This is a genomic window from Paenibacillus sp. 22594 (assembly GCF_052044425.1).
Lineage (GTDB): Bacteria > Bacillota > Bacilli > Paenibacillales > Paenibacillaceae > Paenibacillus_AQ.
On sequence record NZ_JBQENA010000012.1, the window covers coordinates 90,300 to 112,578 of the forward strand.

At 52.6% G+C, this 22,279-nt stretch carries 18 protein-coding genes; 3 read left to right on the forward strand and 15 right to left on the reverse strand.

Translation table 11 applies throughout. From position 1 onward, the window contains the following. Window positions 1-15: 15 nt before the first annotated feature. From ACTJKB_RS27325 to ACTJKB_RS27335, 3 genes are read right to left on the reverse strand one after another with little or no spacing between them, the layout of a single operon-like run. Window positions 16-4,065 (reverse strand): glycoside hydrolase family 2 TIM barrel-domain containing protein, encoded by a 4,050-nt coding sequence (locus ACTJKB_RS27325; RefSeq protein ID WP_440837473.1) that lies wholly within the window; start codon window positions 4,063-4,065, stop codon window positions 16-18. Between the two features lie 3 nt (window positions 4,066-4,068). Then, a complete protein-coding gene (locus tag ACTJKB_RS27330) occupies window positions 4,069-4,602 on the reverse strand; it encodes a hypothetical protein (protein WP_440837474.1) in 534 nt (177 codons plus the stop codon). Window positions 4,603-4,651: 49 nt separating this feature from the next. Continuing rightward, window positions 4,652-4,825: a hypothetical protein gene (locus ACTJKB_RS27335; RefSeq protein WP_440837475.1), complete on the reverse strand. Its 174-nt coding sequence runs from the start codon at window positions 4,823-4,825 to the stop codon at window positions 4,652-4,654. A gap of 9 nt (window positions 4,826-4,834) precedes the next feature. On the opposite strand from ACTJKB_RS27335, the gene ACTJKB_RS27340 reads away from it, so the two are divergent. The 3 genes from ACTJKB_RS27340 to ACTJKB_RS27350 all read left to right on the forward strand — a co-directional run bounded on the left by ACTJKB_RS27340 (window position 4,835) and on the right by ACTJKB_RS27350 (window position 7,332). Next, window positions 4,835-5,701 carry a helix-turn-helix domain-containing protein gene (locus ACTJKB_RS27340; protein WP_440837476.1) on the forward strand — a complete coding sequence of 289 codons (867 nt, stop codon included), beginning with the start codon at window positions 4,835-4,837 and terminating at the stop codon, window positions 5,699-5,701. 95 nt (window positions 5,702-5,796) lie between these two features. Next, on the forward strand, window positions 5,797-6,597 hold the full coding sequence (locus tag ACTJKB_RS27345) for a polysaccharide deacetylase family protein (protein WP_440837477.1): 801 nt from the start codon (window positions 5,797-5,799) through the stop codon (window positions 6,595-6,597). 213 nt (window positions 6,598-6,810) lie between these two features. Beyond that, window positions 6,811-7,332 (forward strand): hypothetical protein, encoded by a 522-nt coding sequence (locus ACTJKB_RS27350; protein ID WP_440837478.1) that lies wholly within the window; start codon window positions 6,811-6,813, stop codon window positions 7,330-7,332. Window positions 7,333-7,429: 97 nt separating this feature from the next. Here the strand turns inward: ACTJKB_RS27350 and ACTJKB_RS27355 are convergent, their stop codons facing one another. From ACTJKB_RS27355 to ACTJKB_RS27410, 12 genes are all read right to left on the reverse strand, one after another. Then, window positions 7,430-8,620, reverse strand: coding sequence for a hypothetical protein (locus tag ACTJKB_RS27355; protein WP_440837479.1), 1,191 nt, complete (start codon window positions 8,618-8,620; stop codon window positions 7,430-7,432). A 207-nt stretch (window positions 8,621-8,827) separates the two neighbouring features. Continuing rightward, complete coding sequence (locus ACTJKB_RS27360; protein ID WP_440837480.1) at window positions 8,828-10,120, reverse strand: homocysteine synthase; 1,293 nt, start codon at window positions 10,118-10,120, stop codon at window positions 8,828-8,830. Window positions 10,121-10,367: 247 nt separating this feature from the next. Then, entirely contained in the window at window positions 10,368-10,874 is a 507-nt protein-coding gene (locus ACTJKB_RS27365; RefSeq protein WP_440837525.1) for a GNAT family N-acetyltransferase, read from the reverse strand. Between the two features lie 128 nt (window positions 10,875-11,002). After that, window positions 11,003-11,680, reverse strand: coding sequence for a deoxyribose-phosphate aldolase (gene deoC / locus ACTJKB_RS27370; protein ID WP_440837481.1), 678 nt, complete (start codon window positions 11,678-11,680; stop codon window positions 11,003-11,005). Between the two features lie 154 nt (window positions 11,681-11,834). Next, window positions 11,835-11,972: a hypothetical protein gene (locus ACTJKB_RS27375; protein WP_440837482.1), complete on the reverse strand. Its 138-nt coding sequence runs from the start codon at window positions 11,970-11,972 to the stop codon at window positions 11,835-11,837. 202 nt (window positions 11,973-12,174) lie between these two features. After that, on the reverse strand, window positions 12,175-13,626 hold the full coding sequence (locus ACTJKB_RS27380; RefSeq protein WP_440837483.1) for a SulP family inorganic anion transporter: 1,452 nt from the start codon (window positions 13,624-13,626) through the stop codon (window positions 12,175-12,177). Between the two features lie 224 nt (window positions 13,627-13,850). Continuing rightward, window positions 13,851-14,927 carry a bifunctional 3-deoxy-7-phosphoheptulonate synthase/chorismate mutase gene (locus ACTJKB_RS27385; protein ID WP_440837484.1) on the reverse strand — a complete coding sequence of 359 codons (1,077 nt, stop codon included), beginning with the start codon at window positions 14,925-14,927 and terminating at the stop codon, window positions 13,851-13,853. Between the two features lie 476 nt (window positions 14,928-15,403). Continuing rightward, window positions 15,404-17,668 (reverse strand): PAS domain S-box protein, encoded by a 2,265-nt coding sequence (locus ACTJKB_RS27390; protein WP_440837485.1) that lies wholly within the window; start codon window positions 17,666-17,668, stop codon window positions 15,404-15,406. Window positions 17,669-17,804: 136 nt separating this feature from the next. Beyond that, a complete protein-coding gene (locus ACTJKB_RS27395; RefSeq protein WP_440837486.1) occupies window positions 17,805-18,194 on the reverse strand; it encodes a response regulator in 390 nt (129 codons plus the stop codon). 148 nt (window positions 18,195-18,342) lie between these two features. Further along, on the reverse strand, window positions 18,343-19,017 hold the full coding sequence (locus tag ACTJKB_RS27400) for a Na-translocating system protein MpsC family protein (RefSeq protein ID WP_440837487.1): 675 nt from the start codon (window positions 19,015-19,017) through the stop codon (window positions 18,343-18,345). Window positions 19,018-19,182: 165 nt separating this feature from the next. Further along, complete coding sequence (locus ACTJKB_RS27405; protein ID WP_440837526.1) at window positions 19,183-20,466, reverse strand: SLC13 family permease; 1,284 nt, start codon at window positions 20,464-20,466, stop codon at window positions 19,183-19,185. A gap of 163 nt (window positions 20,467-20,629) precedes the next feature. Continuing rightward, a complete protein-coding gene (locus ACTJKB_RS27410) occupies window positions 20,630-22,222 on the reverse strand; it encodes a copper amine oxidase N-terminal domain-containing protein (RefSeq protein ID WP_440837488.1) in 1,593 nt (530 codons plus the stop codon). Window positions 22,223-22,279 lie beyond the last annotated feature (57 nt).

A 22,279-nucleotide genomic window follows, 5' to 3' on the forward strand; every position in this document is an offset into this window, starting at 1 on the left:
TCGGGTTCGCAATGCTTACTTGGGCTCAACCTCATCCATCGTCATGCGGAACTCCAAATCGTTCATATACGTTCCGTCCCTGTTCAAGAAGACCATGCCAAAAGCAATGTCCTCCTCGCCTCCCTGCACAATGGCAATCAGCCGGTTGGTTCCGCATCTCAGCTCAATTTCCTTTTCCGGTGCGGCAACCTGTTGACCGTTCATATATATCTCAAATGCACAGTCCGATTTCACCCGCAGGGAGCCGGTGCGGATGGCTGAAGTCCCTGTACCCGCTTCAGGAAGATGTACAAAGCAGCTCAGGAACAGCGGACGGCCTGCCGGGTCAGGAATCAGCAGTGTTCCTCCCTCGCGCCGTTCTTTTTTCTTCATCCAGCCGTACAGGCCTTCGCCCAGATTGTTCAAGGAAAATTCCGGATCGGTGTAGTATTCCTTCATGGCCTGATAATCCACATAAGGCGGGCAGAACAGCGTCATTGCCGCTTCCACCGCCCATTCCGCATCGCCTTTATCGCGGATCAGCAATTCGTCCGTGAAGTCCGCTCCGAGATTGGCGAGCAGGCGGGTATAGAGCCGCAGGCTTTTCTCGCTGTCAGAGTCCATAAGCAGCTGTGAGCAGATGACCTCCCCCTCCCCTGCGGTCAGCCGGATCAGAAAGGCTCCAGGCTCGCAGGCCTTGTCGCGGTTCAGCTCGACCAGCGCCAGCCTGCTGTATTCTCCGGTGTGCTGCCCGGCAAAATAATCCTTCCAGGCGGTCCCCTCCACGCTGGTACACAGTACCTCAGCGTCCGGCACCTCCAGCCTGTACGCCGCCAGCTCCCGGTTCACTACGTCCCGGGGCGAGAGATGCACTTTGTCGAACCCGAACAGGTCGACAGGGCTGATTCCGCGGACGGCGGCGTGAGCGTAGTCCGCCTCCAGGTGGTACGTCCCGTGCGGTGCGATGCGCACGGGGCGGTCCAGTAGGCGGGCAAGCGCCTCCTGCCCGCCGGGTTCTGCCGGCAGCACGAGCACTCTGCTGCCGGCACTTGCAGCCTGCCGGACGGCTTCCGCCGCGCCCGGGCCGTTCAGCAGCCCTGCCTCCACCACGAGGAGGCCGGGATTCAGGCTGGATAAGCCTGCGGCGCTATCCAGCCTTGTGCCCTTCAGGCGAAGCTTGCCGAGCAAAGCTTCCGCCGCCCCGCCGCTGCGGACCCATACCGCAGCGGGCAGGGGTGCCGCAGCCGCGTAATCGGCGCGGCCTGCGTATTGGAGCAGACTCCGCAGCAGCAGACAGGCCTGGGGAATCTGCTGGATATGGTCCATAATCTCCAGCTGATTGGCCAGGAACATTCCTGCTCCGCTACGGTATTCCAGAAGCGGCGACCACAGGTCTCCGCCGTCCCCGAAATCACCGCTGCTGCACTCCAGCAGGAGGGTAAAGTCTCCCGTTACAGGCTTTTCAAAGGCAGCCTTAATAATCGGCACCGGTCCTTCCTCGCGGAGCTCCTCATGCCAGAACATGAGATCCTCATCTCCAAGACCTTGGAGCACGGGATGTCCATAATCCCCAGCATGAGCACGGATGAATTCTCTGCGGACCAGCGGAAGCTTGCCAAGAGAGAGATGAAGCTGTTCCAGCAGCAGCAGCCTGCCGCCTTTCTCTACAAAAGCTCGCAGCTGACGGTCCAGCTCCCCGTCCCCATCCTGCATTTTACTGCCGACGATCAAGAGGATACCGCCCGGCAACTGCTCTATAGCTTCTGCCTCCACCCGGATCAGGTTGGGGACCAGAACGCAGATGGATTGATAGTCCCTTTCAGAACCTATATAAACAGCGGGAAGTCCTAAGGCCACCGGCTTGGTCTTAAGGCTGCCGGACAACAGCCGGTAACTAAGGTTAAGCTCATGCTTCAGCTCTCTGCCGTGGAACAGCCTGGCTGTGAGCACTGCTTCCCCATCGCGGGCGACGGCATCCGGCATCCACTCCAGGCGGATACTCCGGCGTTCGGCAGGTTCTTGACGGAACCCGAAATTCTGTGTATGAACCACCCGTCCTTCCTGCTGTACAGTACATTCAATAGTCACCGCTTGTTCGGCCAGCGTATCGTTATAGACATCGAAGCTGCGGCGGACCTTCGCGTCGTCGAAGAAGCAGCGGTTATACTCGGCAGCAATCATCGTTACCGGCTTGAAGGCCTCCGACATAACCGCAAAGGATGGATTGACCCGATAGGCCGGATATTCCTCCGGCAGCAGCCCGTTATTCAGTGAAAGTGAGTATGCCGGAATAAGCGCAGGCTTAGGGCCTGGCGTTGTCAGATCGGCAGGCGGCAGGAAAATATTCCGGTCAGGCATTGCCCGCATAAAATAATGGGCGAAGTTGAAGGTGGCGATGCCGGATACCCCCTGTCGCCGCGCGTATTCAATGAACAGCCGCTCCTTCTGTGCTAGGCCGGTAGCACTCGCGTCTGTATCGCGATATGCGCCAAGTCCCGTATACATGCTGCTGTTCTGCGGACAAATGTACCACCAGCTGCCATGCTCTCCAAAGGTAAGCGGGACTGTGCGGTCCCACTGGGAGATCGTGCCGTCAATGTTATAGTGGCGGCTCTCCACCTCTGTAAGCTCCTTGGAGAGCAGGCGGTTATCCCCTTCCACCATAATCGGACGGGTGGAATCCAGCGCTCTCATAATATCTATCAGACCCGGAATGTACGTTTTATAGTCATCCCGCCCGTCCACCCAGCGCATCTCGTTCTGCACACTCCACAGGATGACCGAGGGATGGTTTTTGTCCCGCTGCACCAGCCGCCGTATATGATCCTTACAATTGGCTATGAAATCCGGATGGGCGGCATCCATTGTTTTGGCAGAGCCATAGATAGCGCTCTCATCAATGATGAGCATCCCCTCTTCATCGGCAATCCGCAAATAATCCGCAGGATATGGCTCGGCATGCAGCCGGATACTGTTGACACCTGCCTGTCTGCACATACGGTACCAATTGCGGATGTAGTCCTCTGTCTGCTGTGCCGCCCCCTGGAAATGCCAGGAGTCTCCGCGCAGGTTGACCGGAATTCCATTCAGCATAAACTGCGGACCTTCACACCAAAATTCCCGGAAGCCGAACGTCTCTGTCCGGCGGTCGAGGATTTCCTCCCCTGCCCGAAGCTCCAGCTCCAGCGCATACAGAACCGGAGTTTCCGGGCTCCACAGCTCGGCATCCTGCCAGGGCAGCACAAACCGGGCTTCCTGCCACTTCCGGTGATCTGTGTTCTCACATAATTGCCGCCCTTTCGCAGCCTCCTGAGACACCACTGCTGCACCAGCCTCTGCTTCAAGAACCGGCAGCGCCCCTTTTCCATCCATAGGCAAGGTACCCGTTTGATGCTCCTTCACTTTAAGGACGACCTGCAGTGAATCCGTCGTTGAAGTAACGGGCTCCATACCTATCAGCGCATCCACCTCCAGGAGACCTTGGCGGAAAAGGGTACGGATCGTGATATCCTCCAGCGTTACAGGCGGATAACCTTCGAGGAATACATCCTGCCATATCCCCCTTGAAATCCTGCCGAACCAGGAGCCGGCAAGTCCCGTAATCTTCTTATCCCCGGAGGGGAGCACCGTTTGATCAAAGCTTCCACAGACCACATGCAGATGCTGCTCCTGACCTGGCTTCACCCTTGAGCTGATATCCAGCCGCAAGGGCAGGTACCCGTCCTCCCAGATGGCGACCCGCTCCCGGTCCAGATACACAGCCGCCTTCTGCATCATTCCATCGAAACGCAAGACCACCCGCTGCCCCAGCATGTCCTCCGGGATCTGAAAGGACCGGTGCAGCACACCGGCCTCCGCTGCATCCCATTCGCTTGGATAGCCGTATACATCCAGCGGGGCGAACCCGTACTCCGTGATTTCCCCGAACCTTCTGCCGAATGGCTGCGGATAGCTGTGGCGCCAGCTTGAAGGAACCTGGATCTTGCGGGCTTCATACATCAGTCTCTCAGGAAGTGTCCGGCAGAGCGGCTGATCGTAGAGCGGCATGAAATCCCATTCACCGTTTAAACATAACGAGGTGTGCATCCTCTATTCACTCTCCTTTTTGCCGGCAGGGACCGGTACGTTAAGCACGATAGTGAGCTTTTTCCAAATTTCCTGGTCAGCCGGGGCATCCTTCCATTTCATAAAATGCGGGTCCATCACTTCCCCCCATCGATCCGGCCTGAGATTCGTTGCGAGCTTTCCCGCATAAGGCGCCGGCTCCACCGTAGTGGGCAGCTCGGCATAAAAGAACAGCAGGTTCTCATGAAGTCCGATGATTCCGTATTTGTCACCGTCTCCCGGGCGCTCCTCCTGATATTGGTAGTGATAATAGATATAGCTTGAAACCTGCTCCGGCTTCAAAAGCGCCACCCTTCCAAAGGGAACACTCTCCTGTTGAGTGCGCTTCCAATGCTGCCCGGAAACCGGCTGCTGGTAGTGGAAAATGTCCATCATGGGCACCCACCATCTGGGCTGCAGTCCTCCCGGCCAGACCTTGAGCAGCTCCTCCGCATCTGCAAACAGCCGCTCCGGTTCATGCCGCTCTCCGCCGCATTCGTAATAAAGAAATAGCTCCATACCTCTCTGGAATACGCTTAGCCGCGAGATATCCAACATTTCCATTCGTTCATTCAGCAATGGGAGCCGGGATTGGAAAAAGTGCTCTGGAATCCCGCCCTCCCTGCACTCGGCCCTGTATAAACAGCGCTGCATAGTCACCCTCCAGCCTTATGTCATCTTCCTCTTCAGAGTAGCGCATCCGGCGGGCTGCTTCCTTGACGATCAGGACCATCTTTAGCATAATAACGACATGACAAAAAAACTCTATTCAAGGGATCTGGGACTCGAACCCGGCTTCACTTTCCGCATTCAAAAATGCCCGCTGACGCATGATTATTATGTGCACTGCCATGATTTCTCGGAACTGGTGGTCATTCTGGAGGGAAGCGCAATTCATATCATTGAAGGAAAGGAGTACCCCGTTTCTGCGGGTCAGGTGTTTTTTATACACAGTGATATCTCCCACGGCTACAAAAATGTGCAGAATATTCAATACGTCAATGTCATGTTCCATCCCGACCAGCTGCTCCAGCTGCCAGAGCTTAAGCTTCTGCCGGGATTCCAGGCGCTGTTTTATCTGGAGCCCTTTTTCCGCAAGGAAATGTTCTTCAAAGGCATGCTCTCTCTGCAGCCCGCGCAGCTTGATGAGGTGAATCTTTTGCTGGACCGGATTCTGGAGGAGCATGACCGGCAAATTGACGGCTACCGGCTGATGATCCGCACCTATTTCACGGCGCTCGTCGGCACGCTGTCAAGGTATTACCGGCAGAATGGCGGCGGGACCGAGAACAAGGCGCTGCGGATCGGGGAGGCGATCACCTATATTGAGGAGCATTTTTTGCAGCCTGTCTCTCTGCAGGGTCTGGCCGATCTGGCTTATATGTCCAAGCGCCAGTTCCTCCGTGTGTTCACCCGGAATTATCATACGACACCTATGGATTACGTTATCCGCAAAAGGCTGGACTACTCCTGCACGCTGCTGCGCAATCCAGAGCTGTCCATCTCGCAGGTGGCTATGGACAGCGGCTTCAGGGATCATAATTATTATTCCAGGCAATTCAGAAAAGTGTTCCTGTGCTCGCCTTCCGAATATCGGGTGCATAAGGCCGTGCTGTGATTGCAGGCCGTCTATGAACAAGAATCTTGCTAATCGCCGCTGTCTCTGGCATTGTTCATAATGAAGGTATTGAATAATCAGGAGGTTGAAATGTTATGAGAGTCAAGCTTGACCTTTTTCCGGGCGGTGTTACTAAAGCGCTAACAACGAGCTGGGATGACGGCAGAATCTATGACAGACAGCTTGTGGCGATACTGAACCGGCATGGTCTGAAGGGCACCTTTCATTTGAATTCAGGGTTTTTCGGCAAGGAAAGCTATATCCTCGGAGAAGAGGTGTCATCTCTCTATAAGGATCATGAAATATCCGCACATACCAGCACTCATCCCTTTCTCTCCATGACCCCCCGGGCGGGTATTGCTGAAGAAATTCTGAAGGACCGCGGGCATCTGGAAACCCTTGCAGGCTATCCCGTGAGAGGCATGTCCTATCCGTTCGGCGACTACAGCGATGAGGTGTTGAGCGTTCTTCCTGCACTGGGAATCGAGTATTCACGCACTGTGCAATCCCACGGCGGCTTCAACCTGCCGGATAATCTGCTGGCTTGGCACCCTACCTGTCATCACCGTGACATGCTGCCGCTTGGACAACGATTCCTGGAGGAGAAGCCCAGACATCCGCGGATGCAGCTCCTATATGTCTGGGGGCACAGCTACGAGTTCAATGACAATCACAACTGGGAGGAATTAGAGCAGTTCGCCGGCCTGATGGGCGGTCGTCAGGAGATCTGGTATGCCACCAATATCGAGATTGCCGACTATCTGTCCGCTGTCCGGGGGTTACGCTTCTCCGCTTCCCAAGCCATCGTGTATAATCCGTCAGCAGTGGATGTATGGATCACGGCAAAGGACCAGCCCCGCCAGATATCCGCAGGTGCTACGGTGCGGCTGGATTAACGCAGGATGCGGCAGGAGCTTGCAGACAAAGGCTGAATTTCAACGGGAAATGGAATAGAGCAGTACTGCATAAGCAAGCGGAGTGTTTCCAACGATAATGGCCGGGGCTGGAGCGGATCAAAGGGATCAAAAATAGGAATATTTGGGGAGTGAGGCATTTCCATAGTTATAAATGGGTAATGTTCAGCACACCGCAGTTTTATTAAGAGCAACGTGACGCCGATACAAACTAACCTGCGGCGCTTCAACAACGGTACTTCTGCCGTTGTTTCGGAGCAGATCCACCTAAGGCGCTTTAACAACGGCACTTCTGCCGTTGTTACGGAGCAGATCTACTTGCGGCGCTTCAACAACGGCACTTCTGCCGTTGTTACGGAGCAGATCCACCTGCGGCGCTTCAACAACGGCACCTTTGCCGTTGTTACGGAGCAGATCCAACTGCGGCGCTTCAATAACGGCATTTCTGCCGTTGTTTCGGAGCAGATCCACCTAAGGCGCTTTAACAACGGCACTTCTGCCGTTGTTTCGGAGCAAATCTACCTGCGGCGCTTCAACAACGGCACCTTTGCCGTTGTTACGGAGCAGATCCACCTAAGGCGCTTTAACAACGGCACTTCTGCCGTTGTTTCGGAGCAGATCCACCTAAGGCACTTCAACAACGGCATTTCTGCCGTTGTTTCGGAGAGAACCCGTCCTTTGGACGATTCAGCTTTTATTCCCAGCAACAGATCATAATTCCCTAAATAACAAGAGACCCGATTCCTTCGCGCACTGGCCGCAGAGGAGATCGGGTTTCCTTGTTAAAGTGTGTGTTATCAAACACACAGATAGTCTAGCTGCTCAGCCATCCTCCGGCGGCTGGCTTGGCATGATCCTGCCGGGCCATCCAGGTCAGGCAGGCTGCCCGCAGCAGCGCTTCCGTCCGCTGGCCCGCGCTGCAAAAGATCCCGCCGAAGCCGATCCGGTACAGATCGGCCAGCGCATACGCCGCCGGTGCCCCCGCGGCGAGCAGTGCCGCCGCCGGCTTCACGCGCTGCACGGCGGCGAGGATCTCTTCCGCCGCCTTGGCGAAGCCTCCGGCGGCGTCTTCCGGCGCGGCTTCGCCTGCCGCGCCGTCCAGCACCAGGAAATCGGCGATGCGCGCGATTTCCCCCGCGGCGGCGCGCTCCACATCGGGCGGAATCATCGCCCCGATGCGGCACGCCGCCGCGTAAGCGTGGCCGAGGGTCTGTTCGGCCACACCTTCGATGAATTCGCGCTGCGCCGCGAATTCGGCTGCGCTGGCGGGATACGGCGCCAGCAGGTCCACGCGGCAGTCGCCGCCCAGGCGCTGGCGCTCCGCGACCGCAGCGAAAAGCGCTTCAAGCTGCGCATCCTGCAGCGCAGCCTGCCTGACCGGCTGATCGGCCAGCTCCGGCATGAAGGGCAGCATAACGGCGGCCCAGGCCCCGTCCGCTGACTCCAGCAGCGCTGCTGCTGACGCGCGTAGCCGATAATAAATCCGCTGCAGAATCCGTTCCTCCTGCTCGGCGGTTTCGCTGAACAACCAGCCCGCGTAGAGTTCGTTCACCTCAGGAGCAAACAGCCACTCCCCGCTGCGGATCAGGCAGGGGCCCGCAGGCAATACTCCGGGTTCTTCCCGCAGAACCGTCCGCTCCTCGCGCCCATCCCGTAGCACCAGAAAAGCCGGACGTTCACCCGGACGTCTGAAATAAGCACGACGCATCGGCTCTTGTAAGCTTGTGCGCTCTCCTTCAGCAATAAATTCTGCAGCTGCGGAAGCCACAGACGCAGATTGGCTCATTTCTACCCCAATTGCCCGATCTCCGGCAAGATACTTGAACGGACGCTCTTCCTTATTCCGGTTATGCTCCTGCTCGCGTTCACCCTTCATTTCCGCACCCACCTTTTTAGCTTTGGATTGCAGCCGGCTTCCCTCGGGCTTCATACCGCCACCGGCATCGTCTGCATACATCATCTTATAAATACGGGAACCTGTAGCAAAATATGCAAGCGTTACCAATTAATTAGAGGCAACAAACCGGGGAACCGTGCAACTCTGCCGCTATCCCCTTTTTAAGGAATATGCATACAGCGCAAGCGATATTCTGCATCATTTCAGCGGATAAGCAAGTAGCTGGATTTCATGAAAAAGGCCACTATCCATTTACGCCGCTCATCGACCGATGAACGATTGCGTATTTGGATAGTGGCCTGTACAGTCTCTGACTTATTGCTGGCTGGCTGCGATGGCCTGCTCCAGATCATACAGAATATCGTCGATGGATTCTGTACCGATGGAGAGCCGGATTAATTCCGGGGTAACCCCTGCGGCAATCTGTTCCTCATCCGAAAGCTGCTGATGCGTGGTGCTCGCCGGATGAATAATCAGCGATTTGGAATCCCCGACATTGGCCAAGTGGGAGAACAGCTTCACGTTCTCAATCAGCTTGACCCCGTTAGCCGCTCCGCCCTTGATCCCGAAAGTGAGAATAGCCCCCTGCCCCTTGGGGAGATACTTCTGGGCCAGCTCATACGATGGATGGCTTGGAAGTCCCACATAGCTGACCCAGTCCACAGCTTCATGCTGCTCCAGATACCGGGCTACCTTCAGTGCATTCTCACTGTGACGCTCCATTCTCAAATGAAGGGTTTCGAGGCCCTGCAGCAGCAGCCAGGAGTTGAACGGCGAGATCGCTGCACCCAAATCACGCAGCAATTGTACACGTGCTTTGATGATATAGGCAACCGGTCCTACAGCTTCCGTATAGACCAGTCCGTGATAGCTTGGATCAGGTTCGGTCAGGCCGGGGAATCGTCCGCTTGCCTTCCAATCAAACTTGCCGCTGTCCACAATCACCCCGCCGATGGAGGTACCGTGTCCGCCAATAAATTTGGTAGCAGAATGGACAACAATATCTGCACCAAATTCAATAGGACGAAGCAAGTACGGACTTGGGAACGTATTGTCCACAATCAGCGGGATTCCATGCTCATGGGCGATAGCCGCCACTGCTTCGATATCCAGCACATTTCCCTGCGGATTGCCGATGGTTTCGGCGTACAGGGCCTTTGTCTTGTCCGTAATCGCACTGCGGAAGTTCTCCGGATCATCGGAATCCACAAAGTGCACCTTGATTCCCAGCTTCGGAAGTGTAGTGGAGAACAAATTATAAGTACCGCCATACAGGCTGGCAGAAGAGACAATCTCATCTCCGGCCCCGGCAATATTAAGGATGGAAAAGGAAATTGCCGCTGACCCGGAAGCTGTCGCAAGCGCACCCGCCCCGCCTTCAAGGGCAGCAATGCGCTGCTCGAAAACATCGGTGGTCGGATTCATCAGACGGGTATAAATGTTGCCGAACTCCTTCAGCGCGAACAAATTGGCAGCATGCTCGGCGTCACGGAATCCGTAGGAAGTGGTCTGGTAGAGCGGCACTGCACGTGCGAAGGTAGTGGGATCAATCTCCTGGCCTGCATGCACGGCTAACGTTTCAAATGACAGCTTGCGGTCTTCTGACAATGGGTTTTCCTCCCTTGATCTGTGTAATGGTAAACCTTAACAACTAAGAATTGTACCTATTCTCTCACAATCTATGTTATTTGGGAAGAAAAATATCTCATTATTCCAATGTGTTTTATTCAGTTGAGAAAAACTGTGATTCGCAACGTCCCGCTATGGTAAGCGCTCTCCAATTTATCGAAGCCAAGCTCAAGGCTCTCCTTCGGAATTCCATCTTCTGATGAAGCTACATAAGCGGTAAAAGTGTTCATCCGGTAAATTGGCTTCGCCGCATACAGAAATATATCAGATTGTCTATAAGCTCCGCCTCTCTAGAGAACCCCAACGCCATCAGCAGGCGTATGGATCTGTCATTCCCGGGATCAACTGTAGCTTCGATGACCTCAAGCCCCATCTGTTCAAATCCAAATTGGATCACCGGATTAAGTGCTTCCCTCATCAGACCCTTGCCCCAGAAGGCTCTGGACAGATCGTAGCCAATTTCCGCTTTGCCTGAGGGTCCAGTTGTCCAGCAATGATATCCGCAGGTTCCCGCCATCCGCTCCTGCTGCTTATCGAATATTCCCCAGCGGCAGCCCGAATCGTCGATGTGAAACTGGATCATTTCAACGGCTTCGGCAATATCCCGGCAAGGCGGAATATCCATATAGCGCGTTACTTCTTCATCCGAGAAATGCTGGAATACAGCCTCTTTATCTTCCAGCGTAAGTACTCTTAACCTCAGTCTATTTGTTTCAATGACAGGGTAATTCATCTTCGTCAATAGCCTCTTTCCTCCTTCTCATTTCCTAGAGAGATCCAATAATCTCTCATACCATAAAAAAGCGGCTGCAGCGTCCCTGATACAATGACGCCGCAGCCGCTTTTTGAAACTAACGATTATTAATAGTTGCTTTGGCTCTGTTCGCCTTTGGCAATAGCCACTCCGCCGCTGGTGCCGATTCGGGTTGCGCCTGCTCCAACCATAACTAGCGCATCTTCTGCGCTACGCACGCCGCCGGAAGCCTTAACACCAATATCAGGACCTACAGTCGCACGCATCAATGCAATATCTTCCTTAGTCGCACCGCCTGTGGAGAATCCGGTCGAGGTTTTCACGAAATCAGCTCCGGCTTCTACGGCGAGCTTGCAGGCGCGGATTTTCTCTTCATCTGTAAGCAGGCAGGTCTCAATAATTACTTTGGTCAGCGCTTTACCGTGTGCTGCATCGACTACCGCAGCGATATCCCGCTTCACCAGTTCATTGTCGCCATCCTTCAATGCTCCGATGTTGATGACCATGTCCACTTCTCCCGCACCGTTCGAAATCGCATTCGTGGTCTCAAATGCCTTGGTTTCCGGTGTCGAAGCGCCCAGCGGGAACCCGATAACCGTGCAGACCTTCACTTCAGGTGTATCCTTCAACACCTCGTAAGCAGTAGCTACCCACGCCGGATTCACGCAAACTGAAGCGAATGTATAGGTTTTGGCCTCTTCCGCCAGCTTGATGATATCTTCTTTACGGGCATCCGCCTTCAGCAGCGTATGGTCAATGATCCCGGATAGTGTTTTTTCGCTCATTATTAATTCCTCCATGATAATCGGTAGTAGACGTTCTCATTCCTTGTAATCATACCAATAGTAAGACACTTTGGAAAGCTGTGCAGACGAGCTCCAACTGCTCTGAACCCCGCCGAGCGTCCCTTTAGTCAATTTACAGTTAACAAAGCCTTGCCTACACTTTCACCTGGCGGATGGCCTCCCGCATATCATTCGTATTCGCACTGATAACCATTGAAGCCTTGTACACCTCTTTGATTTTCTCCAATTGAAGATTGGTCAGCTCCCGGATCTGCCGGGTCTGATCCGACACGCCGCTTTCATGTTGTAGCTGTTAATCGTACCCTTCACAGCCGAGCCGGTATTCACCCATTGGATGGCTATGTTCCCTACCGCGATACAGATGATGACCGCGGTCATGATACAGGAGATACGGGCAAAAGATAAAAAAAGAAGTCCTCTCCGCCGCCAGGAGTCTGGCATTGGAGAAAACCTCTATATTTAACATCATTCATCTAATGACCGCCAGATGGCGACAATCCGATCCGTTTTACCAGCAGCGCACTTTGTTCGTTCAAACCGGTAATGGTTACTTTCTTGCCAATGGCTTGATACTTGGATATAATCTTGGCCATTGCATCTACTGCGGACTGATCCCATACATGCGAATGGGTGAAATCAATAATAATCTGCTCCGGATCGCTGTCCACCATGAAATGATGGATGAATTGGCTTGTTGTGCCGAAGAACAGCTGACCATGCACCGTATACCGGGTAGAGACCGCCGCTGTATGAATAGTCATACGGATGGAGGCGATTTTCCAGGCAAAGGTAAGGGCACTGAGCAGGACACCAAACAATACACCAATTGAGAGATTATCGGTGACAACCACTGTAACGACGGTGACGAGCATAACCAGAGCATCGCTTAGCGGAACCTTCGTCAATGAAGTCAGGGATTTCCATTCAAAGGTGCTGATGGATACCATGAACATCACCCCGACCAGCGCTCCCATAGGAATCTGCTTCACCACATCGCCAAGGACCAGAATCAGGAACAGCAGAAAAATCCCGGACACCAGGGTCGACAGCCGGGTGCGTCCGCCCGATTTCATATTCACCATGGATTGGCCGATCATCGCGCAGCCAGCCATACCCCCGAAGAAGCCGGTGACTATGTTCGCCAGACCCTGCCCCTTTGCTTCACGGTTCTTATCGCTCCCGGTGCCGGTAATATCGTCAATCAGGGTCGCGGTCATCAATGATTCCAGCAGTCCTACTACGGCAAGCGACAGCGAATAAGGCAAAATAATCAGCAGTGTATCCAGGGTAAACGGAAGCTCCGGCAGGTGGAATACTGGCAACGCCGACGTGATCTCTCCCATATCACCTACGGTTCTCACATCCAGATCCAGAACAATGCTGAGCACGGACACCACAATAATCGCCACTAGCGCCGAAGGCACCGCCTTAGTGAAACGGGGAACCGTATAGATAATAAGCAGCGTGAGTGCCACCAGCGCATACATTACCCACCCTTGTCCGCTGAAATGCGTCAACTGCGCCATAAAAATCAGAATCGCCAGCGCATTCACAAAACCGGTCATCACCGGCTGCGGCAAAAAGGTAATAAATCTGCCAAGCTTCAGCATCCCCATGAGGATTTGAATGATTCCGGCCAGCACGGTAGCTGCGAACAAATACTCTATGCCGTGGTTCAGCACCAGGCTACCGACCAAAAGAGCCATGGCCCCCGTAGCTGCCGAAATCATACCCGGCCTTCCACCCGCGAATGCCGTAACCACCGCAATGCAAAACGAAGCGTACAGACCTACCATGGGGCTGACTCCCGCAAGTATAGAAAAGGCAATCGCTTCCGGGATCAGGGCAATAGCCACCGTCATCCCGGACAAAATATCGTTCCTCGTATTCAAAAACCACACGTTCTTCAAACTAAGCTGCTTCAAATCTTTTGTTCCTCCTGTGACTGTTATGGGATGAGGCACTTTCTGTATAAGCCCGGGTCCGGTGCAGCTCCAATGCTACTTATTGTACCTGACCATCCATAACCTCCACAAAAGTTCAATCTGCTCTTGTAAGCGTTGTTTATTGCGTTATCCTCGTCTTAACTGCACTATCCGTCCAAATTCTATATATTCAAATGATTTGAGTTGGACAGATTCAGGCGGTTTTAGCGGTACAACCCGGAAGCTTTTACTTCATTGAAGAACGTATTGAACTCCTCAATGTTCAGCTGCTGCGCGGCATCGGACAACGCAGTAGCCGGATCAGGATGCACTTCCACCATAATGCCGTCGGCTCCAGCGGCGAGTGCAGCCTTGGCACAAGGGATCAGAATGTCCTTGCGTCCGGTTGAATGGGTAACGTCGACCAGCACCGGCAAATGGCATTCCTGCTTGAGAATCGGCACGGCCGAAATATCGAGCGTATTGCGGGTCGCTTTCTCATAGGTGCGGATACCGCGTTCAATCAGCATAATATCCATATTGCCCCGGGACATAATATATTCCGCCGCATGGATGAATTCATCCAGCGTAGCAGATAGTCCGCGTTTCAGGAGCACCGGCTTGTTCACTTCCCCTACTGCTTTGAGCAGTTCGAAGTTGTGCATATTCCGCGCGCCAACCTGAATCACATCCACATAATCAAGTGCCTCTTCAATATGGCGGGGGTCTACGATTTCACTAATGGTGAGAAGTCCGTACTCCGTAGCTGCTTCCCGTAGAATTCTCAGGCCATCCATTCCGAGTCCCTGGAAATCATAAGGGGAGGTACGGGGTTTGAAGGCTCCGCCGCGCATAACCTTTACTCCAGCCTTCTGCAAAGCGGCAGCAACGGTACGGGTCTGCAGTTCACTCTCCACAGAGCATGGACCTGCTACCATCAACGACGATAATCCGCCGACCGTAACATTACCCGGCAGAACGATAACGGTATCCTCCGCGTGGTTTTTCCGGGCTACCAGCAGGGACTTCTTATGCTCCGTACTTTGCAGATCAAGCGATGCGGAGAAAATCTGCTTGAAGAGGGTGCGGATCGTTCCGCTTGTGAAAGGACCCTTGTTGCTTGCTACCAGCTTCTCCAGCATCTGTTTTTCCCGTTCGGGATCGAACTTTGGGACACCCTGTTTTTCTTTTACCGCTCCAATTTCCTGCACGACCTGGGCCCGCTCGGAGATTAGCTCCAGCAGTTGTCCATTGATCTCATCCAGGCGGGCTCTCAGCCCATTAAGTTCCACGTTGCTCATTACCTTCCACTCCTTCTTGTCAGCTGAATTTAAAATATGAACGCAAAAAGGCCCCCCGTCGCAAGGGACGAGGAGCCGTGGTACCACCCTAATTTAGAATTCAATCCATTCTGAGGCTTTGGCAAAAAACACCTTCAAACCAGGCTGGAATCAACTCTGTCTTATACCCGGTAACGCGGAGCGCGGGCCGTCCTACACATACCTGCTGCAGCAGTGTACTTCAGGGGCCAACTCGGAAGTGAACTTCAGCGCAAATCGTCTCTTGAGGGTGCTCTCAGTCTCCGGCACACCTTCCCTGTTAAGATCCGTTTCTCGCGCTTACTCTCTTCGTCATCATCATTTCATTATGGCTGGCACCACTTTTGTACCAGTTTCTGCTATCTTAAACAAAATAGATAACACATGCAAGATATCCGTTCACCGCATCTCAGCTTTAATGCAGTACAATGAATTGTATACAGTTCCGCAGCCCTGCTTCAGAAAAATTTGCCTACCATTGCGCTTACCGTCTCACTTCTCAGCGGCTTGCTGATGTATTCATCCATTCCGGCAGCCAGGCATAACTCGCGGTCTCCTTTGAGCGCATTAGCAGTAACGGCAATGATGACCGGCTGCTTCTCCGGCGGCAGCATTTCTTTGATTGCCTGTGTGGCTTCCAGACCGTTCATGCGCGGCATTTGCACATCCATAAATATAAGATCGTAGTTCTCCCCGCGAACCATCTGCATGACCTGGAGCCCGTCACCCGCAACATCGACAGAATAACCGCGTTTCTCCAGAATTTTACGTAATACGATCTGATTGATCTCGTTGTCCTCAGCCACAAGAATCCGCAAGGGATGTTCGCCCGAAAGCGGTTCAGTCTCTTCTTTGCCGGTCTCTGTACCAGCTTCCCTGCCGGTTTCTTCCCGCAGCACGACTGTGAACACAAAGGATGATCCTGACTCCACTGAAGTGTCCAGAGCGATTGTGCCTCCCATCAGCTCCACAAGCTGCTTGGTAATGGCTAGTCCCAATCCTGTCCCCTCATGGCGCCGGTTCATGAAATGATCAAGCTGATAAAAGGGCTCGAACAGCCGGCTGCGCGAACGCTCGGGAATCCCAATACCGGTATCGGCCACTGTGAATTCCAGCGTGACCCTTCCCTCGGCTCTTGCTACTGTCATTAGCGTCACCTTTATTCCTCCGCTGTAAGTAAACTTCACCGCATTTCCCACCAAATTAAGCAGGATCTGCTTCAGCCTGTCACCGTCGCCAATCAGATGATGCGGTACATCCGGACCAATGTCCATGTCAATCTTCAGGCCTTTCTTGTCTGCTTTATGCTGCAGCAGCTCAAGCACCGAATCCACACAGGCCATCAGCATAAACGGCTCTTCATGAAGGACGGTTTTGCCTGCCTCGATTTTGGAGAAGTCCAGCACATCGTTGATGATTGCGAGCAAGGTATCTCCGCTTTGACGGATGATATCCAAATACTCTCTTTGCTGCGAACCCGGCTCACACATATCCAGCAGCAGATCCGTCATCCCGATAACACCGTTCATGGGCGTACGGATCTCATGGCTCATCATCGCCAGAAACTCGCTTTTGGCGCGGTTTGTTTTTTCGGCAGACTCTTTGGCAATCAGCAGCTTCTTCTGTTCGGTAATATCCTTAACGATAATATAGAATCCTACTGTGATGTTATTGATAATAATCGGGGCAATGGTCGTCAGCACCTCAACAGAATGCCCCTCCCGATGCCATATGTGGCTAATGTCCACCTCAGCGGAACTGGCTTTTTGGGGATAGGTAATCACTTCCTCCAGATGGTCTGCCCCAATAATCCGCCCCACATTCATTCCAACCAGCTCCGGAATGCTGTAGCCAGTAAGCTGGCAGGCTTTCTCATTCCCGTTAATAATTCTACCCTCAAGGTCAAGGGAAATAATCGCATCATGGTTATACTTTTTAAGGGATGTATATCTTTCGACGGATTCCTGCAACTTCTGTTCCACAATCTTGCGTTCCGTCACATCCCGTCCGACAGCGAGCACGCTGTGCTGGGATCCCTCTTCGATCAGGCGAAGGGTGAACTCAATCCACAAATAGCGGCCGTCGGCATGTTGAATCCGGATCTGAACCCTCTGAAAATCTTGAGTTTCAGGGAAATCAAGACCCTCAAGATCATCAGGATGGATCAGCCCACGGATATCCCGGCCCACCAGCTGTTCAGGATCGTAGCCGAGCACCTCACTTACCGAAGGCGAGCAGTACCTGCAAATACTGTCCTGTGTTGCATAATAGACTACATCGGAAATATTGGCCACAATCTGTTTATACAGTCTGTCCGCAGGAGAACTCAGCTCATCACTTTCTTCTTCAGCAGCCAGCTCCGCCAAATGCAGCAGATAATACAGCCTTTTTCCCGTCGAGGGATCGCTGATGAGGGTCATATGGAGCAGCACCGGTACCGGCGGTCCGGAGGCGGTGGACAAATTGATTTCGCACTCAAAAAAAGGTGTCTCTCCAGCGTCTAGAGCACCTGCCATCTTTATATATTTCCCTAGTGAATCCCCGTATAGAAGCTCTCTGAAATGCTGTCCCAGGAGCTGTTCCTCCGTAAACCCGAGCAGCGAGGTTACCGCCGGATTTACGCTGGTCCAATGCTCGTCAATGGAAAGGAAAGCTACTCCAACCACTCCCGTTCTGCATGCATATTCAAAGTAGGAATAGGCTTCTTCATGCTGTTTTGACATGTAATTTCACCGCCCGTTTGTGGAGTATCAAACGCAAGAATTTTAGTTAAAATCTTCAGTATTAATATCTTGCATTATCAGGCGAATGTCAAATGGTAATCTAAGCTGGTTCTTCTCCTCTGAAATGTCTGCAGCATCAGTCAATTCCGGATAAAAACTTCTCCACAGCCTCTGTAAGGGCCTTAACCTGAAACGGCTTGGTCATATAACCGGAAAATCCTGCATTTTGCGCCCGTTCGATATCAGAACTCTGGGCAAAGGCGCTGATCGCCAGCACCGGTATCGGACGTGTTAATTCATCATTTTGCAGCCGGTCCATCGCTTCATATCCATTCAGGTCGGGCAGGCCAATATCCAGAATAATCAGATCCGGCAGTGTCTGCCGGGCGATCTGAAGACCCAGCGCTGCCGTCTCAGCTTTCAGCAATATTACAGAGGGCAGATTTTTTTTGAAGATATGATGCATTAAAGCCATATTGAGTTGATTATCTTCCACGTACAGCACTGTCTGCTTAGATTCCTCCACCAGCATGTCCCCCTAAATGTCCAGCGTAACTCTCCCTATGAGACAGCAGAAAAAATAAAAAGCCGAAGAAAGGGGATAAATCCCCCTTCTCCGGCTCATGTTCGGCTCATTCGCATGTCCGACTCATTTCCGCCTCATATGATGGTGACTATAGAAAAGTATAGGCTATTACGCTGGTATCTTTGTCGAAATCCCAATCCACATAAATGTCGGCAAGCTCTTTGCCAAGCATCGGCGCAATCGTGGTGGTATCCTCCAAGTATCGTTTTTCCATCTTGCGTTTGGTTGTTTTGAGTGTGTTCTCATAACCAAGGCCAATTAATTCCTTCTCCAAAGGAATCAGAATACCTTCACGTTTAATAATCAGGGTGCGGGGGCCCAGCCACCAGGAATCGGTATGTACCGGCTCCTTCTGCACCTTTCTGCTTACCTCGTTAATTTGGGCATGAACCTCATCCCGTCCAGCATAATCGTCAATTCCTGCTCCATCCTGCTTGGTGAGCGCAACGATCATTCCTGAAGCGTTATGTATCCCCCAATCATAAAAAAGCTCGCCGACCTCAATAGCCATCATGTCCTTCAGGTACGCTGAAAGCTCCGGAAGCAGCGATTTCATTAAAAGTTCACGTGTGTACCGGAAAGCCTGTTCCTCTTCCTTGTTCAGCAGAAACCGCTCCACAGGTCCGATAAAATTACGTATATGCAGGGCTATGCATTGCTTCCCTATAGATGCATGGATAGACTCGGGTCCTTTCCCGAAACGCTCCCGAAGCAGTCTTCCTGTATAACTGGATAGTTGGCTAGTAAGTTCCGTAGTGCTCATTCAATTTCCTCCAGCATTATATTCTTTTGTGTATGGTTTGTTAGTGTGGAGAGAACTCCGCCTGCTGAAAGAAATGGCCAGTTCTCTTAAGTATAATATTATCCAGCTTCTGCGTATACAGTAAAATTAACCAGATCAGTTGGAATACTAATCAAATGGCAAAGGTTAGACCAGATATCTCAGATAGATATACACGCTTGAGATTACAATCGACAGCAGCATCAGAGGAAAGCCGAATTTCAAATATCTCATGAAGGTGATCGGATGTCCTTCTTTTGCCGCAAGGCCTGCTACAATAAGATTCGCACTTGCGCCAATCAGCGTCCCGTTCCCTCCCAGACATGCCCCGAGTGCGAGACTCCACCATAAAGGCTCCAGGTTGTGGATACCCAGCGTTCCCATCTCCTGAATCAGAGGAATCATCGTTGCGACAAAAGGAATGTTGTCCAGAAAAGCCGAGGCCAGCGCGCTCAGCCATAAGATCAGCATCGAGCTGGCTACCAGATTTCCACCGGTAAGCTCCATCGCTTTCCCTGCCAATTCAGCGATCACACCCGTCTCCACTAGGCCAGATACGAGCACAAACAGACCGATAAAGAAAAATATCGTAATCCATTCCACACTTTTAAAAGCCTTAAGCAGCATCTTTTCTCCTCCAGTCAGGAGAAGCAGCACAAAAGCTCCAGCCAACGCCACTGTTGCCGACTCCAGATGAATCGACTGATGCAGGAAGAAGCCCAGAATCGTCAGTCCCAGCACCCACAGACACTTGCGCAGCAGCCTGCGGTCCTTAAGCATCGCATGTTCATCCATCTCCATTATTCTCCGCTGCAGTTCAGGGGAAGTCTTGAGCTGTTTGCCGAACATCAGCAGAAACAGCGGCAAATATGCCAGAATGATGATCAGGATCACCGGAGTGAGGTTGTTGATAAACGCCATGAACGTCAGTTCTTTCACGGCACTGCCGATCATAATATTCGGCGGGTCTCCAATCAGTGTCGCTGTACCGCCAACGTTCGAGGCAACGATCTGCGATAGCAGAAACGGCATTGGTTTGATTCGCAGCTGCCTCGTAATGCTGAAGGTAATCGGTACCATGAGCAGGACCGTGGTCACATTATCCAGAAATGCCGAGCATAGCGCTGTAACGAGCACCAAAGCCACTAGAATCCGCCTTGGCTCACCCTTAGCCAGCTTGGCTGCTTTTACCGCCACGTAACTGAACAAACCAGTCTCCGCGGTAATCCCCACCATCATCATCATCCCCACCAGCAGGCCAAGCGTATTGAAATCAATATGCTCCAGAGCTGTGTCCTGCGAGACAATTCCTACCCCAATCATAATCAAGGCTCCCAGCATCGCCACAATCGTGCGGTGAACCTTCTCGGAAATAATCAATGCGTATGTAAGCAGAAAAATACTTATTGCCCAAATCCCTTGCTGTTCCATAATACCTCCCGTAAAATTTCGCATGGCTTGTCCTAAAGCATATCATATCTTCCTTGGCGGCAAAAAAAAAGCCCGAAGGCCATGCGCCTCGCAGCAGCAAGCTGAACAGGTTCACGCACATCCGGGCTTAAGAGATTCGTTTGGAAGGATTTCCTCCTTTGTTTTACATCTCTTTCGTCAGCGTAATCAGACCTTCCGTCTGGTTCCAGGTTACATTCCATTGCAGAAGTTCAGCAATGAAGCGAAGGGGAACCATCGTTCTGCCATCTTTGTTAATGATGACTTTGGCGCCGACAGATTTTTGCATACCATTGACTTCCATTACATTGCTGTCCATCCAGAACTTCAACGTATCGCTGCCCGCCATTACCCATACGGTGCGGGTCTGGTGATCATATTTCACTTTTGCTCCAATGCCCTCACCAAGGTAACGCAGCGGGATATATGTTGTACCACTCCTATTCGAAGGCCTTGTATCCATCATCGTTACGATTCCGTTAATGTTCAGTTCTTTGCTGTTCAGCTTCATCCATACCGTGGTCATGCTGGCCGGAACTGCCGCTTCCTGGAACTTGTCGTTGAACTGTGCGACAATCGCTCCCGACAGGGCCAATCCTACGCCGAACATCGTTTTATAGCCTGCACGGTTTGTGGTATAAGAAGCCGTATAATCTCCGGCAGCATACTGATCCAACGTGCTCTGCACCTGGCCTTCATGGGCCTTCAGTGCAGTCTGTGCCGCACTTGCCGGCAGGTTCCCGGCCGTTGCAGTGCCCAGAAATTTGCCCAGCTCCATAGTGAAACCGTCGATCCGGGCCAGAACGGCTGCACGCGCGGCAGCATCATTGTTCTTCACCGCATTCACATAATCGCTTTGGGCAGTGATATGGTTACCCACCCATATCTGTTCAAAAGCATCCCCGCCAGCAGTGCCGTAGATCGAGGCAACAGCCGCTTTGAAATCAGCTGTGTTGCCCGCTTCGGCGTTAATGAGAGCCTGGTAGTCGGCTTTTCCGTCAAATTGCTTCTGCATTTCCAGTACCGAGAGCGCAAAATGCTCGGCAGCTACACTGTTCAGCGCTGAACGGAGGTCAGCAGCCTTGGTATCCGGACGGGTGTTCTGGAATTTATCCGGCATTTGCGTGGCAATTGCTGTAGACAACACCTTGCTGATCGTGAACATTTCCTGAAAACCTGTGCGATAGGTCGTATAGGCCTTGTTATAATCACCGGCTACATAAGCATCGAATACCTGCTGTACATGATTTTCATGACTGCGAATCGCTTCTTCTGCCGCTGTTTGCGGAAGTTTGCTGGCAGTTGCGGTACTCAGAAAAGCAGCAAACTCCGTGACGAAGCCCTGAACCTCCTGCTCTGCCTTTTGACGGGCGGCGGTGTCATTCGCTTTGACGGCTTTGACCAAATCATCCGTATATTTGTTATGTTCGCGAAAGATCCGTTCAAATTCCGTACCTCCGGCTTTGCCGTACAGCGAGGTAATCGCCGGCTGCATGTCCAGCGCATTCTGGTCCAGTGCCTGATAAGCGGCAGCAGCATCCCTGGAACCGTCATAGGCTTTGGTCATCGCGGTAACGGCAAGGGCGAAATGCTCGGACAGCAGGTAGTCGAGACTCGCTCTGAGCTGGGCGGCCGGTGTATCCACAACCGCTTGAGGCGGGGCGGCTGCCGCATTCGCCATCACAGGCAGCATCAGGGACAAACTAAGTACAGGGGCTAGCAATTTCTTCAGCTTCATCTTCTTACCTCCTTGGAATGGGGTGAGCCTGGGCTCATGTGAATGGGCCAAATTGGA